This is a genomic window from Glycomyces terrestris, assembly GCF_003933745.1.
In the GTDB taxonomy this organism is placed as follows: Bacteria; Actinomycetota; Actinomycetes; order Mycobacteriales; family Micromonosporaceae; genus Glycomyces; species Glycomyces terrestris.
The window spans coordinates 242,873-257,144 of sequence record NZ_RSEB01000003.1 but is presented as its reverse complement, the minus strand read 5'-3'; the positions used below and the strand labels follow the sequence as shown (position 1 = coordinate 257,144).

9 protein-coding genes and 1 tRNA gene are annotated in these 14,272 nt (G+C 74.7%); 8 read left to right on the top strand and 2 right to left on the bottom strand.

The genetic code is table 11. The features are described 5' to 3' along the window. The first annotated feature begins 42 nt into the window (after positions 1–42). From rlmB to EIW28_RS11090, 3 genes are all read left to right on the top strand, one after another. On the top strand, positions 43–1,047 hold the full coding sequence (gene rlmB, locus EIW28_RS11100) for a 23S rRNA (guanosine(2251)-2'-O)-methyltransferase RlmB (protein WP_125247782.1): 1,005 nt from the start codon (positions 43–45) through the stop codon (positions 1,045–1,047). A 172-nt stretch (positions 1,048–1,219) separates the two neighbouring features. Next, positions 1,220–3,799 carry an Hsp70 family protein gene (locus EIW28_RS11095; RefSeq protein WP_125247781.1) on the top strand — a complete coding sequence of 860 codons (2,580 nt, stop codon included), beginning with the start codon at positions 1,220–1,222 and terminating at the stop codon, positions 3,797–3,799. Between the two features lie 102 nt (positions 3,800–3,901). Continuing rightward, positions 3,902–5,875, top strand: coding sequence for a hypothetical protein (locus EIW28_RS11090; protein ID WP_125247780.1), 1,974 nt, complete (start codon positions 3,902–3,904; stop codon positions 5,873–5,875). Positions 5,876–5,945: 70 nt separating this feature from the next. Here the strand turns inward: EIW28_RS11090 and EIW28_RS25375 are convergent, their stop codons facing one another. Then, positions 5,946–6,779 (bottom strand): hypothetical protein, encoded by an 834-nt coding sequence (locus EIW28_RS25375; RefSeq protein WP_125247779.1) that lies wholly within the window; start codon positions 6,777–6,779, stop codon positions 5,946–5,948. A 265-nt stretch (positions 6,780–7,044) separates the two neighbouring features. Between EIW28_RS25375 and EIW28_RS11080 the strand changes: the two genes are divergently transcribed. Together EIW28_RS11080 and EIW28_RS11075 are read left to right on the top strand one after the other, a co-directional pair. Continuing rightward, positions 7,045–7,491: a hypothetical protein gene (locus tag EIW28_RS11080; RefSeq protein ID WP_125247778.1), complete on the top strand. Its 447-nt coding sequence runs from the start codon at positions 7,045–7,047 to the stop codon at positions 7,489–7,491. 154 nt (positions 7,492–7,645) lie between these two features. Beyond that, positions 7,646–7,718, top strand: a tRNA-Thr gene (locus EIW28_RS11075). A gap of 88 nt (positions 7,719–7,806) precedes the next feature. Here EIW28_RS11075 and EIW28_RS11070 read toward each other — a convergent pair. Further along, the gene (locus EIW28_RS11070) at positions 7,807–9,573 is read right to left on the bottom strand and encodes an N-6 DNA methylase (RefSeq protein WP_125247777.1); all 1,767 of its coding nucleotides are present in this window, start codon (positions 9,571–9,573) and stop codon (positions 7,807–7,809) included. A gap of 129 nt (positions 9,574–9,702) precedes the next feature. Here EIW28_RS11070 and EIW28_RS11065 point away from each other — a divergent pair, with 129 nt between their 5' ends. From EIW28_RS11065 to EIW28_RS11055, 3 genes are all read left to right on the top strand, one after another. Continuing rightward, the gene (locus EIW28_RS11065) at positions 9,703–10,320 is read left to right on the top strand and encodes a hypothetical protein (RefSeq protein ID WP_125247776.1); all 618 of its coding nucleotides are present in this window, start codon (positions 9,703–9,705) and stop codon (positions 10,318–10,320) included. A 405-nt stretch (positions 10,321–10,725) separates the two neighbouring features. Further along, positions 10,726–11,424: a hypothetical protein gene (locus tag EIW28_RS11060; protein WP_125247775.1), complete on the top strand. Its 699-nt coding sequence runs from the start codon at positions 10,726–10,728 to the stop codon at positions 11,422–11,424. 121 nt (positions 11,425–11,545) lie between these two features. Beyond that, positions 11,546–14,254 carry an AAA domain-containing protein gene (locus EIW28_RS11055; RefSeq protein WP_125247774.1) on the top strand — a complete coding sequence of 903 codons (2,709 nt, stop codon included), beginning with the start codon at positions 11,546–11,548 and terminating at the stop codon, positions 14,252–14,254. Positions 14,255–14,272 lie beyond the last annotated feature (18 nt).

Genomic DNA, 14,272 nt, shown 5'->3' with positions numbered 1-14,272 from the left:
TGTCCGCAGACGACGACCGACACCACTGGGGAACTTGAACCGATGAGCACCAAGGGCGGGCACCCGAACCGTCGCAAGACCAGCAAGGCCGGCCCGCAGAAGGGCTCGGGGGGCCAGAAGAAGGGCCTCGCGGGCAAGGGCCGCACCCTGAAGGCCGCCGACCGCCCGTGGCACAAGGAGTACACCGGCGACGACAAGCCCCAGAAGACGCAGCGGAAGCAGGCCGCCGAGCGCGCCAAGGCCGCCTCGGAGGGGCGCACGACGAACATCGGGAAGTCGCGGCCCCGCACGCAGGCGCGGCGCGCCGACGAGCCCGAGATGATCCTGGGCCGCAACCCGGTCCTGGAGGCGCTGCGCGCGAAGGTCCCCGCGACGGCCCTGTACGTGGCGTTCGGCACCGAGCTCGACGACCGGGTCGCCGAGTCGGTGCGCCTGGCCGGGAACCGCGACCTGCCGATCAAGGAGCTGGCCCGCCGCGACCTCGACCGGCGCACGAACAACGCCCTCCACCAGGGCATCGGCCTCCAGATCGAGCCGTACGAGTACGCGGAGTTCGAGGACCTCCTCGAGATCGCCCAGACCTCCGGCACCGCGCCGCTGCTGGTCGCGCTCGACGGCGTCACCGACCCGCGGAACCTGGGGGCGATCATCCGCTCCACGGCCGCGTTCGGCGGGCACGGGCTCATCATCCCGTCCAAGCGCGCCGCGTCCGTGACGGCCGTCGCCTGGCGCACGTCCGCGGGCGCCGCCGCGCGGCTGCCCGTCGCGAAGGTCGTCAACCTGACGCGGACCATCCAGGCGTGCCAGCAGGCCGGGTTCATGACCGTGGCCCTGGACGGCGGCGGGGACGTCGACGTGTTCGACCTGCCGGTCGCCGCCGACCCGCTGCTCATCGTCGTCGGCGACGAGGGCAAGGGCGTGTCCCGGCTGGTCGCCGAGACGTGCGACCACCGCGCGGGCATCCCGATCTCCGGCGAGGTCGAGTCGCTGAACGCCTCGGTCGCGGCCTCGATCGCGCTCGCCGAGGTCCAGCGCCAGCGCCGCTGACCCGCGACCGGGACGCGCCCCGCCCGCGGCGGCGCGGCCCGGGCCCGCCGCGGGGCGCCTCCGGGCCGTCCGACCGGCCCGCCACCACGGGTGGTCCCGTGGCCACCGGACTCGCCCCGCCGCACTAATCTGGAACGATCCCGCACGCCCTAGCCCCCGGAGCTGCACCCGTATGCCGGCCGATTACCTGCTCAGCGTCGACCTCGGTACCTCGCACACCGTGGCCGTGGTGGTGTGGCCCGACGGCCGCACGCGCCCGCTCCTGTTCGACGGCTCGCCGGTGATGCCCTCGGCGGTCTTCCTCGACCCGGCGGGGACGCTGCACACCGGGAAGGACGCGGAGCGGCTGGCGCTGACCGCGCCCGAGCGGTTCGAGCCGAACCCGAAGCAGCGGATCTCGGACCGCACGATCCTGCTGGGGGACCGGGAGATCCCGGTGACGGCGGCGTTCGCGGCGATCCTGTCGCGGGTGGCGCGGGCGGCGATCGAGTCGGTCGGGCACCTGCCGAACGCGGTCCTGACGTGCCCGGCGGCGTGGTCGGAGCAGCGGCGCGCGGCCCTGCACGACGCGGCCGCGCAGGCGGGGTACCGGCCGGTGCAGATCCTCACCGAGCCGGTGGCGGCGGCGCACTACTACACGTCGCGCCTGTCGCACCGGGTCGCGCCCGGGCAGCCGCTCGCGGTGTTCGACTTCGGGGGCGGGACGCTCGACATCGCGGTCCTGGAGCGGCGACCGGACGGCTCGTTCGGGGTGCTCGCGGACGGCGGCCTGCCGGACCTGGGCGGGCTCGACTTCGACGCGGCGCTGGTCGCGCACATCGGCGAGACGGTGCGGCAGCGCGAGCCGGAGATCTGGAAGCGGCTGGAGCAGCCCAGCGGCGCCAGCGAACTGCGCAACCGGCGGGAGCTGTGGGAGGAGGTGCGCGGCGCGAAGGAGATGCTGTCGCGCTCCTCGGTGGCGCCGGTGACGGTGCCGGACATGGCGCAGTCGCTGCACCTGACCCGCGGTGAGCTGGATCAGATCTCGCGGCCGCTCCTGTCGCGGGCGGTCGGCGAGACGCAGCGGGTCCTGGCGCTGACGGGCCGGCGCCCGGAGCAGTTGGCGGGCCTGTTCCTGGTGGGCGGCTCGTCGCGGATGCCCATGGTGGCCAAGATGCTCCATGAAGGACTCGGGATCGCGCCGACGGTCCTCGAGCAGCCCGAGCTGCCGGTCTCGGAGGGCGCGGCGCTCGCGCTCACCTCGGCCGCGCCGGTGACGCCGCCCGCGCCGATGCCCTCGTCGCCGCCGCAGCTGACGGCCCCGTCGCTGGGGCTGCCGCCGGTGACGCCCGGCTCGGACCAGACGATCCCGCTGCGCCGCGGCGGGGACGACAAGGCGCCGGAGCCGCCGCGGCGCGGCACCGAGTACAAGGCCCGCCGCATCCCTCCGAAGTGGATCGCGATCGGGGTGGCCGCCGTCGTGCTCGTCGCCGCCGCCGCGGTCGGCGTGTGGTGGTTCACGAACCCGTACAAGCAGCGGCCGTTCGCCGAGGAGCTGCGCGAGGTCGGGGCCGCGCAGGCCCTGGACGGCGAGGTCGACGACGGGATCTACGAGGTCCGGTCGGTCGGCGACCGGTCCGCGATGTTCTACACGACGTCCTCGTCGGACCCGTCCGGGCAGGAGCTGCACGTCCGCGCCGTCGACAACCGGTCCGGCGAGCTCCTGTGGGACGCCGAGCAGGTCCTCCCCGGGGACGGCTGGAACCCCGTCTTCTTCGTCTCGGAGGAGCTCATCGCGTTCTCCCAGGAGGTCGAGGCGGGCGCCGAGTACAAGTTCGTCTTCCTCGACTGGGAGACGGGGAGGGTGCGGAACACGGTCACCTCGTGGGCGCGCGACGCGGCCCGCTCCGGCGACCTCCTCGTGATCGGCCCGGTCGGCGGCGACGCGTTCGAGGTGTACGACGCCGCGGGCGAGCAGCAGTCGTCGTGGGCGTTCGACGAGGGCGTGACGGTCGCGAACTGGAACCTGGTCGGCACCCCCGACGACATCGCGTCCCCGACCGCGCGCGCGAACGGCGACGGCCGCCTGTGGGCCGTCACCAGCAACGGCGTCACCCACGTGTACGACCTGGAGTCCGGGGAGGCGGTGTCCTCCAAGGAGATCGAGACCGTCGAGGACCTGTACTACGCGTGGGACGGGCTCCTGTACGTCGCGGTCGACAAGGAGACCGGGTACGACCTGAACGTGTACGACGTCGAGGACCTGTCGCAGGTGCAGAGCATCGAGATCCAGTCCGGGGAGGTCCCGCCGGAGGCCGTCACCGTGTGCGGCGAGACCCTGGTGTGCGTGGGCGACCTGGTGCCGGAGACGACGAACGCGTACCACTGGCACGTGTACGACGCCGATGCGAAGGAGATCGCGCACGACTTCGACGACCGCGAGTACGGGTGGATCGAGCCGCTCGGGAACCGGATCATGGCCGAGTACTACGCGGGCGACGACGTGCGCACCCAGCTGTACGACCAGGACTTCGAGACGGTGAACAACAACCTCGAGGTCACCTTCGACCCGATCGACGGCGGCAGCGCCCTCACCTGGCCGGCCCGGTCGACGTTCGGGACCGCGGTCGGGAACGTCATCGGCCTCGGCCGCGACGGCTCCCGCGCCGACCTGCGCATCGACCTCGAGGTGTACGCGTGCGCGGCCACCGACAGCCGCCTCGCCTGCCTCACCCCGGCCGGGTCGCAGATCTACTCCTTCCGGGACGAGTAGCCCGAACCGGCCCGGCGGGGTGCAACCCTTCCGGGCCCGGGGAGCGCCTTGGACTCGGGCGGGCCGACCGGCCCGCCCGAGTCTTCCGCAGAGGACCTCCACATGCGACGACCCGACTTCATCGGAACGGCGGCCGCCTCCGCGGCCGCGGCGGTGCTCGCCGGTTCCGTGTTCACCGGCGGCACCGCGGTGCACGCCGAGCCCCCGGCGTCCGCCGGCGACCCGGCCGCCACCGCGGTCATCCTCCCGACCGGCGACCGCGTCACCGTGCTCCCCAACGGCACCACCGCGATCGACCCGGCCGCGGGCCGCGAGGACGCCGCGTTCCTCACCCCGCCCTCGCCGAGCGGCGACCTCGTCGTCGTCCCGACCGACCGCGTCGCGGCGATCCAGGCCGGCGACGAGGACCCGCGCCGCTACAACGTCTCGGAGCTCCTGCGCGCCGGCGAGACCGACGCCGCGGCCGCCCGCGAGTCCGAACTGGACGAGCGCGAGTACGCCGGCCTCGTCCCCGCCTCCGCCGCGACCGCCGCGGCCGCGGCGGACGCCGAGACCCGGCGGCTCGACCTCACCCTGCTCAACCGCCACGGCAAGGCCCCCGACGGCTCCTGGGTGCTCTGGGCCGACCAGGACTCCGAGGCGTTCGACTTCATCCCGGTCGACGAGTACGGGCACGGCGCCGCCGACCTCCCGCCCGGGGACTACGTCGTCGTCTCGGGCTTCTGGTCCGATCCCACCGACACCGCGCGCGGCCAGCACGTCTTCGGCATGACCGCGGTGACGATCGGCGAGGAGCCCGTGTCGCTCGTCCTCGACGGCGCCGCCGCCGCGCCCGTCGCCGTCGCGGTCGAGCAGGAGGACGCGCAGCTGCTCACCGGCGCCATCAGCATCGACGCCCGCAGCGAGGACAACTACCTCGGGTACGGCACGTTCGCCGGGCCCCGCATCGACGCGTACCTGCTGCCCGAGCCCGACCTCCCCGGGTTCGAGCTCGGCTTCCTCTACCAGCCGGTCCTCGCCTCCCCCGCCGGAGCGGACGACCCGTACGCCTACCACCTCGCCTTCCACGACCCCGCCGGCTTCCCCGCCGACCCCGCGTACGCGGTGGACGACGACGACCTCGCCGAGGTCGAGACCGAATACCGCCACCTCGGCACCCCCGGCGCCGGCCAGACCTGCGACTACGGCGACTACACCGGCCGCCAGATCGGGATGGGCTTCTGCCTCCTGGTCGACACGGCCGTCCCCTCCGAGCGGACCGTGTACTACACCGCCGGCCCCGAGATCCACTGGGACAGCAGCCTCCAGGCCGGCGAGCTCGACGCTGAGGGCTTCCTCCTCGACGGCTTCGTCAATGCCCAGGAGGCCGTGTTCGCCCCCGGCGAGACCGAGCGGGTCATGCCGCGCGGCGGCCTCTCCGCCGCCGTCTCGTACGCCGTCCGCGCCGACGAGGACGGCGGCCAGGTGCTCGGCGCCGCCCTCGGCCTCGTCGGCGGCGGCAACGACGAGGTCCTGATCCTCGTGGGCGCCAAGGGGAACGCCACCCTCAGTCGCGACGGCGAGACCATCGCCGCCGCCGAGGGCATGGACTTCTACTGGGAGAACCTCCTCGCGGCGCTCCCCGCCGGCGACGCCGGCCGCTACACGATCACCGCCGAGACCACCGCGCCCTCGACCGTGAACCGGTTCGGCACCAGCGCCACCGCCGCATGGACCTTCGACTCGGCCCCCGTCGCCGCCGGCGGGGTCGAGGAGATCCCGCTCCCGGTCGTGCAGCTCGCCTCCGACGACATCGAGGGCGGCTACGCGCCCAGGCGCGGCTGCCAGGAGCTCACCCTCACCCTCGCCGCCAACGAGGACGGGCCCGTCGTCCACGCCGTCGACATGACCTTCGAGGTCTCCTACGACGACGGCGCCACCTGGACGTCCGTCGACCTCGACCGCGACGGCGACACCGCCGCGGCCGCGCTCGTCCACCCGCGCGGCGCCAGGTGGGTCTCGGTCCGCATGACCGCCGTCGACGACCGCGGCACCGAGGTCGAGCACACCGCCATCCGCGCCTACGGTCTCAGGTGACCCCTTGCGCCGCACCGTGAACCGCGGCGCCTGAGCGAGCGGCCCGCCGCCATCGACCCGGCGGGCCGCTTCACCCCCCGCACCACGACTTCGAGTCCCCGCCCAGCAGCGCCCACGCGAACGCCGCCGGCACCAGGCTCAGCACCAGCGGCAGCAGCCACGACCCGCCCTGCGCCAGCAGCACTCCCGCGGCGGCGAGCAGCGCGAGGCCGTACGCGACCGCGAGCCCGGCCGTCCCGATCCGCCCCCACTCGCGGCGCCGCGTCAACGCGAGGTTCAACGCGCCGTGGACGAGTGCCGCCGCCAGCAGCGCCGGCGCCGCCCAGGGCGGGGCCATCCCCAGCCCGCTCGCCCGCAGCGCCTGCGCGCTGAACCACAGCGCCAGCACCACGACCGCCCACAGCAGCACCAGTTCCGCGACCACCAGGAACGGCGGCTCCGCCCGGTCCCCGATGCGCGGGCTGTGCCGCGGCGCGTCCCGGTCGCACCAGCGCTGCGTCGGCGCCGCCACCACCAGCACCAGCAGCAGCGCGAACACCGCCGCGCCCGCCATCCCCGCCCCGACGTTCAGCGCCACCCCCGTCAGCAGCGCCGTCACCAGCACCACCGCGCAGAGCAGGAGCACCACCCGGCGCGCCCAGTCCCGGCCCGTCCACAGCTTCACCGCCAGCAGCCCGACCGCGGCCGCCGAGCCCAGGAACACCAGCGGCTCAAGGAAGGCCAGGAGCCGCAGCGGATCGGGCGCGAGCGTCGACACCTGGAACGCCGTGAGCGCCGCCGACACCGCCGTCATCCACGCCAGGCCCGCGACCAGCAGCCACAGCAGCGCCACCGCGACCGCCACGGGCGCGGGCGCCCGCGGCCTCGCCGCCGCCGGTCCGGCGGGCGTCTCCGCGCCGTCCATGCCATGCCTCCGCGCTCGGGTCGACTGCCTCAGAGCCTAGGGGACCCCCGAACCCGGAGGCGCCGCAAGACCGCTGCACGAGTGCCCGGGAAGCGCCGCCGCGAATCCCGGGAATCGGCGCCCGCCCGGTGCACGCAGCCGCGACGCCGAACCGAATACGGACCGAACGGGGTCCGGAAAACAATGTGGACGAGGCCGTATCCGTGCAAGACTGACCATCGTTAAAGGGGCGAAAGCGTCCTTACCCAATCGAAAGGGACAAAGCATGAAGGTTTCGCGCACTGTCGCAGCCATCCTCGCCGGTGCCGCGGCGTCCGCCGCCATCGCCGCGCCGTCGTTCGCCGCGGACATCACCGACGCCCAGGACGCGCTCGCGCCCGTCACCCAGGACGCCGGCACGATCCTGAACGCCGTGACCTCCGAGGCCGGCCTCAAGTGGGGCATGGGCACCGAGGGCAACATGGACCACGAGGACGGCGACGGGGGCAACGACGCCGACGACTTCGGCAGCGCCTACGGTGACGCGGTCTTCCACGACAAGCAGTCGGCCCTGGTCGCCTCCTACGGCGCCCCGCTCGTGCACGTCGACTTCCGCTGCGTCGACGCCATGGGCGGCATCGGCGGCTACGGCAACGGCGTGCTCGGCAACTCGGCCAAGTGCAACCTGGACGACGTCACCCAGGTCGACGACTCCAACGGCCTCATCGGCTAACACCGTCGCCAGATCCTTGCGCATCTGGTGGTGGTGACAGACGGGCGGCCGGTCCCCGCGGGGACCGGCCGCCCGTCGGCCGTTCCGGGGGTCTCGGCACGCGATGCCGGTCGGCTAGAATCGATCCGTCTCGCTGGGAGGTCGGCGCAGACCGGCCGCTGTAGCTTTAACGGTAGAGCAACTGTCTTGTAAACAGTAGGTTGCGGGTTCGAATCCTGTCAGCGGCTCCGAACACGGGCCCCACCGCAGGTGGCGGCCCCGAGAGACGAAGCGACGGCCGGGCCTCCGCCCGGCCGTCGCCCATTCGTCGCCCCCTCAGTCCTCCACCGTCACCGCTCCCGACACCAGGCCCGCCGCCGCCTCTGCGGCCAGCGCCTCGGCCCGGCGGCCGGCCTCGGCCAGGTCCGCCCGCACCGCTTCGAGGCGCGCGAACGCGTCGCCGCGGCGCTGCTGGTCGGCCAGCGCCAGGCGCGGGATCTTCACCGACAGGATGCGGCGCTTGGCGCCCGTCGCGGTGCGCTTCGAGGCGGCCGGGAGCCGGGCCGCGAGGACCGCGGCGATCCAGCCGAGGTCGACGGCGGGCTCGCAGCGGATCGTCCACTGCGTCTCCGACGCCTCCCCGCTCAGACCGATGCGCACCGGCGGTTCGCCGACCGGGTCGACGATCACGCACCGCACCCCGCCCTCCGCGCCGCCGCCGGGGGCGACGACGAGGTGGCCGTCGCGTTCGAGGTCGCCGAGGCTCGTCTCGGGGGCCGACAGCTCGGGGCCCGAGCCGAACCGGGGCAGCGGCCGCTCGGCGATCTCGCCGAGGCGGGCGCTCAGGTGCGCGACCGCGTCGGCGAGGTCCTCGGCGCCGCCCGCCGCGCTCGCGAGGTAGACCGCGGGGGAGACGTCGACGTCCTCGTCCCACAGCCGCATGAGCGGGACCGTGACCGCGTCGGCGGTGGCGATCGGGGCGTCGGGGGCGGCGGTGAAGTGCCGCCAGGTCTCGGCGAAGCCGCGGCCGTTGGCGACCAGGAGCTGGCTCGTCTCGCCGCGCGGGGCGAGGATCCAGATGTGCGCCTTGGCCTCCGGGTGGTCCACGACGGCGCGGAGCGCGCCCCAGCGCAGGAGTTCGGAGCGGATGCGCCGACCGGAGCGGCGGTGCGCGACCTGCGCGGGCATGCGCACGACCGCGTGCCCGCCGGGGGCCAGGAGGGCCGCGCAGTGGAGCGCCCACGCCAGCTCCGGTTCCGTGCGCGGCGGGGTCCCGTAGGCGAGGCGGGGGTCGTCGCCGTCGGGGAGGCGGTCGTGGCCCCAGTCCTTGACGTTGAACGGCGGGTCGCACACGACCAGGTCGTAGCGGTCGGCGGGTAGGGAGGCGAGGAGCGAGTCCCCCACCCGCGCGACGACGTCGGCGCGTTCGGCGCCGCCGCCGCGAAGCTTGCCGTCGAGGAGGCGCAGGCGCCGCTCGGCGATCGCGGCGCGCGCGGGCGAGAGGTCCTGCCCGGCGAGCACCCGGCACGGGCCGAGCTGCGCGGCGACCGCGGCGAGGAGGTCGCCCTCGTCGCATGCCGGGTCGTGCACCGCCTTGCCCGCGCGGTCGGCGAAGCGCTCGCCGCTCACGGCGGCGGCGATGTCGGCGAGCGGCGCGATGCCCGGCGGCACCCCGGTGCCCGCGGCCTCGCGGGCGCGCTCGATGAAGAACTCGAACAGGTCGGAGGCGGGCATCTCGGCGGCGAGGGCCCGCACCTCGGCGACGAGGTCCGGGTCGGGGGCGGGGGCGAGGGGGCCGCGGGGCTCGCCGTCGAAGGCCGCGGCCACGGCCTCCAGTGCGGCCTCGGCCGTCGGGTGGGCGCCGGAGAGGCGGAACCAGAGCCGGTCGGCGCCGGTGACGTGGAGGGAGCGGCCGTGGGACTCGGCCCAGGTCTCCAAGGCGGACAAGGAGAAGCGGGGGCGGCGGGCGGAGTCGTCGACGGGGGCGGGGAAGTCGGGCTCTCGGCGGCGCCAGTTGCTGACGGCGTTGCGCCCGACCGCGGCAAGGCGGGCGAGGTCGGTCAGCGTGATGGTCTCGCCTGGGCCGGCGTCACGGGTGGTCATGCGGGCTCCTGTCTTGATTTATCGAATCGTAACCCACCCCGCGTTGCGGAGGCTCGACACAGTCTACTATTCTCGTGAAGTAACTTCACAAGCTTCTAACAACGAACAGAACCACACGGAAGGTTTCCCATGAACATCGAATTCCCCGAGATCTCGAAGCGCCTCCTCGCCGCCGGCGGCGCCGCCCTCATCGCCCTCGCGGCCCTGTCGGCGTGCAGCGCCGGGGAAGACGCCTCCGGCGGCGACACCGGCGCCGAGGAGACCCAGGTCGAAGAGGCCGCCGAAGGCGGAGCGGAGGAGGCCCCCGCGGGCGGCGACGGCACCAGCCCCGAGTCCCCGCTCCCGGCCGGCTCCACCGTCGAGATCACCGACTGGTCCCTCACCGGCAGCGCCGTCGAGCTCGACGCGACCGACGCCGTCATGGGCGCCAACGAGTTCAACACCGAGCCGGCCGCCGGCAACCAGTTCGCGCTCGTCACGATCGACGGCACCTACAACGGCGCCGAGACCGGCACCCTGTGGCTCGACGCGACCTTCGGCATCTGGGCCGACGGCACCTTCTACGACAGCGTCGACTGCCTCAACGTCGTCGAGAACAACATCATGGACACCGCCGAGGTCTCGCCGGGCTCCTCCGCCTCCGGCTCCTCCTGCGTCGAGATCCCGACCGGCGCCGAGACCTACCTCCTCTACTTCGAGGACGTCTGGTCGCTCGACGGCACCAAGCACTTCGTCGAGATCGGCTAGTGCCGACCCCCTCGGCCCGACCGGCCGAGGCCCCGGGACCGGAGGGCGCGGAGACCATTGGGCGGAACCCGCGCCCTCCTCATCCCGGACGTCCCCGACGGGACGCACCCGCATCGCACGTCCCCGGCCGGTTCCGAACCGCGTCGCGAACCGAACGGACGCAACGGGAACCGCGCTGAGCGCACCGCGCCGATCCCGTTCCTTGACCGAATTGCAACCATCGTGATCCTGGTCATGGGCACTGGCCCACGTTCTCGTGAAAGCCCTCCGACCGCAGGTCAGCGCGCTGCCGAGCCCGTGCGTGACGACACCTGCCACGTCGGTAGTCGACGGCCCCGCATATGTTCACGTCGAACTCAGGTGCACCGTCCGACCCGATGAGCGGTGCCGCACAGAAAGCAGCCAATGAACACGACATTCGGACCCATCCGCCGCCTGCTCGCCGTCGGCGGCATCGGCCTCGCCGGCGCCTTCGCCCTGACCGGCTGCGGCATCCTCGAAGACGCCGGCTCGGACACCACGGACAGCACCGAGGTCAGCGGCGACCAGGTCGACGCGGCCGCCGAGGCCGCCGCCGGCGACTGCCTCCCCTACGAGGTCCTCAGCGACGACCCGGCCGTCTTCGAGGTCGACTGCGCCGACCCGACCGCGTTCTGGTCCATCACCAACATCGTCGCCGACCCCGGCATCACCGCCTCCGGCGGCGACATCGCCGACACCCAGGCGATCCACGACACCTGCGGCGAAGAGGTCGGCGCGTACCTGCCCGGCAAGCCGTGGACCGACTGGAACATGATCTACGACATGACCACCGGCAACGTGGACTACCTCTTCTGCATCGAGGCCCTCGCCCAGCCGAACGCCGAGGGCAAGACCCCGGTCACCCCCGACACCGGCTCCTGCATGTCCAGCGCGGACACCGAGTGGTACCAGGTCGACTGCGCCGACGCGGCCGCCGACACCACCGTCACCGAGGCGATCACGTTCGAGACCGCCGACTGGGCCGCCCCCGACGTCGAAGGCGCCATCGCCAACTGCACCACCAGCTACTACGAGCTGAGCGACCAGTTCGGCCGCACCACCGGCGTCCTCTGCATCGAGTAGGACCCGCCGCGCGGACCCGAGCCGCGCGCGACGCCGGGCCCCGGGGCACCTCCCGCCCCGGGGCCTTCCGCGTCCCCGCGCGCGCCGCCGCCGCGTCGCCCCCCGCCCGTACACTGCCGCCATGGACCCTGCCCGCATCCTGACCGCCCTCGCCGACCTCGCCCCGGTCAACAAGGTCGCGGCCCCCGACACCGACGAGGTCGGGCCCAAGGCCGCCTGGGGCGGCAGCCTCACCACCGTCCCCGGCGCCGCCGAACTCGCCGCCCACGACGAGCTCCACCGCGACGAGCGGCTCCTGCGGCAGGGCTGGGGCGTCGTCATGGGCGTCCACCGCGTCGACGGCCGCCGCAGGCGCCTCGCCATCCCCCTCGTCACCCGGCCCGTGCGCCTCGAGGTCGCCCAGACCGAGCCGTTCGACCACAAGATCGTCCCCGCCGGCGACCTCGCCTTCCACCCCAGGCTCGCCGGCACCGAGCACGCCCGGCGCCTCGCCGCCGTCCTCGCCCCCGAACGCACCGGCGGCGACCTCGCCGACCCCGCCTGGCTCCTCGCCGCCGCCACCGCCGCCGGGTACGCCGTCAAGGCCGTCGCCCACCGCGCCGACCCCGAAGACACCCGACCGGTCGTGCTCGCCCGATCCGTCGTCTACCTCGCCGGGCCCCGCGTCGAATCCGGCCCCATCGGCCAGAGCCTCCACGACTGGGCCGAGCGCCCCGGCCTCGAATCGACCGCCCTCGCCGCCGTCTACGGGACCGCCGCCCCCGCCCCCGGCCCCGACGCCGCCGAGGTCCGCTCCCCGCTGCCCCTCGGCCCCGAACAGGCCGCCGCCGTCCGCAGCGCCCGCACCGCCCCCGTCACCGTCGTCGCCGGCGCGCCCGGCTGCGGCAAGAGCCACACGCTCGCCGCCATCGCCCTCGACGCCGTCGCGAACGGCCGGTCCGTCCTCATCGCCACCCAGTCCGTGTACGCCGCCGACGTCCTCGCCGGGCTCCTCGACCGCCACCCCGGACCCGAGCCGATGATGTTCGGCGACACCGAACGGCGCGGCAGCGGCGCCGTCGCCACCCGCGACGCCGTCCCCAGGAAGGACGCCGAGGCCGCCCGCCGCGCCGGCGCCGACGCCATCGACCTCCTCCGCCGCGTCGAACGCGCCGTCGAGACCCGCCTCGACCTGGAGCGCCGCCGGCTCCGCGCCCTCGACGCCCCCGTGTTCCTCCTCGACGACTTCCCCGGCCTGCGCGACGCCGACCTCGACGCCGTCGCCGCGGCCGCCGCCGCGACCCGCGGCAGCGGCGGCTGGCCCTGGACCCGCTGGCGCCGCCGCCGCGCCCGCCGCACCCTCCAGCGCCTCACCGGCGCCGCCGCCGACTCCGCCGCGCTCCAGCAGTGCCTCGAGATCGCCCGCGACGTGCAGGCCATGGCCCGGCTCGCCGCCGAAGGCGGCCCCCGCCTCGAACCCCTGTGGCGCAGCCTCGAACAGGCCGACCGCGACGCCGCCCAGGCCCTCGGCGCCGCCCTGCGCGCCGAGGCCGCCTCCGCCGAGCGCCGCTCCGGCAGGGCCGACCGGGCCCTCGGCGAACTCCGCACCGCCCAGTACCGCGGCGACCAGGCCCAGCGGCGCGCCGTCCTCGAACACGTCGACACCGCCGCCCTCCTGCGCGCCGTCCCCCTCTGGATCGGCACCATCGCCGACGCCGAAGCGGTCCTGCCCGCCCGCGCCGGCGCCTTCGACCTCGTCATCGTCGACGAGGCCAGCCACGTCAACCAGCTCCGCGCCGCCCCCGTCCTCGCCCGCGCCCGCCGCGCCGTCGTCGCCGGCGACCCGCGCCAGCTCAAGTTCGTGTCCTTCGCCTCCGACGCCCGACTCCGCGACGTCCTCGACCGCCACGGGCTGCAAGCCCTCGAGGCCCGCCTCGACACCGGCCGCGTCAGCCTCTACGACCTCGCCTGCGGGGCCGGGCCCGTCGTCGAGCTCACCGAGCACCACCGCAGCGTCCCCCACCTCATCGGCTTCTCCGCCGCCAAGTTCTACGGCGGGCGCGTCCGGCCCGCCACCGCCCACCCGCGCGTCCAGGAGACCGACGCCATCACCGTCCACCGCGTCGACGCCCCCGCCGCCGACGCCCAGGGCGTCGTCGCCGCCGAGGTCGACCGCGCCCTCGCCCTCCTCGCCGACCTCGTCGCGAACGGCGACCGCGGCCTCGCCGTCCTCTCGCCCTTCCGCGCCCAGGCCGAGGCCATCGAGGCGGCCGTCATGCGCCGCTTCGACCTCGAGGCCATCCGCGCCCACCGCATCCGCACCGGCACCGTCCACGCCTTCCAGGGCAGCGAGTCCGAGACCGTCATCGCCTCCCTCGGCGTCGCCCCCGGCGACCCCGCCGGCCGCAAGCGGTTCCTCGCCGGCGCGAACCTGTTCAACGTCATGGTCACCCGCGCCCGCGAGCACCTCCACGTCGTCACCGCCCTCGACGCGCCCGGCGGCCTCGTCGGCGAGTTCCTCGACTACGCCGACCGCGCCCCCGCCGCCCTCCCCGGCGACGGACCCGAAGGCGAATGGCGCACCAAGCTCGCCGGGGCCCTCGCCGGCGCCGACGCCGCCGTCAGGCACGGCTACCCCGTGGGCCACTGGAAGATCGACCTCGTCGTCGGCGAAGGCGACGCCGCGTTCGGCGTCCTCTGCGACGTCCACCCCGACGGGCCCCGCGCCCACCTCGAACGCCACCGCGCCCTCCGCCGCGCCGGCTGGCGCCTGGTCGACGCGTTCCCCTCGACGTACGCCGACGACGCGGCCCGCGCCGCCGTCGCCGTCCTCGCCGAACTGCGCCCCTGAACCCCGCCCCTGAACCCC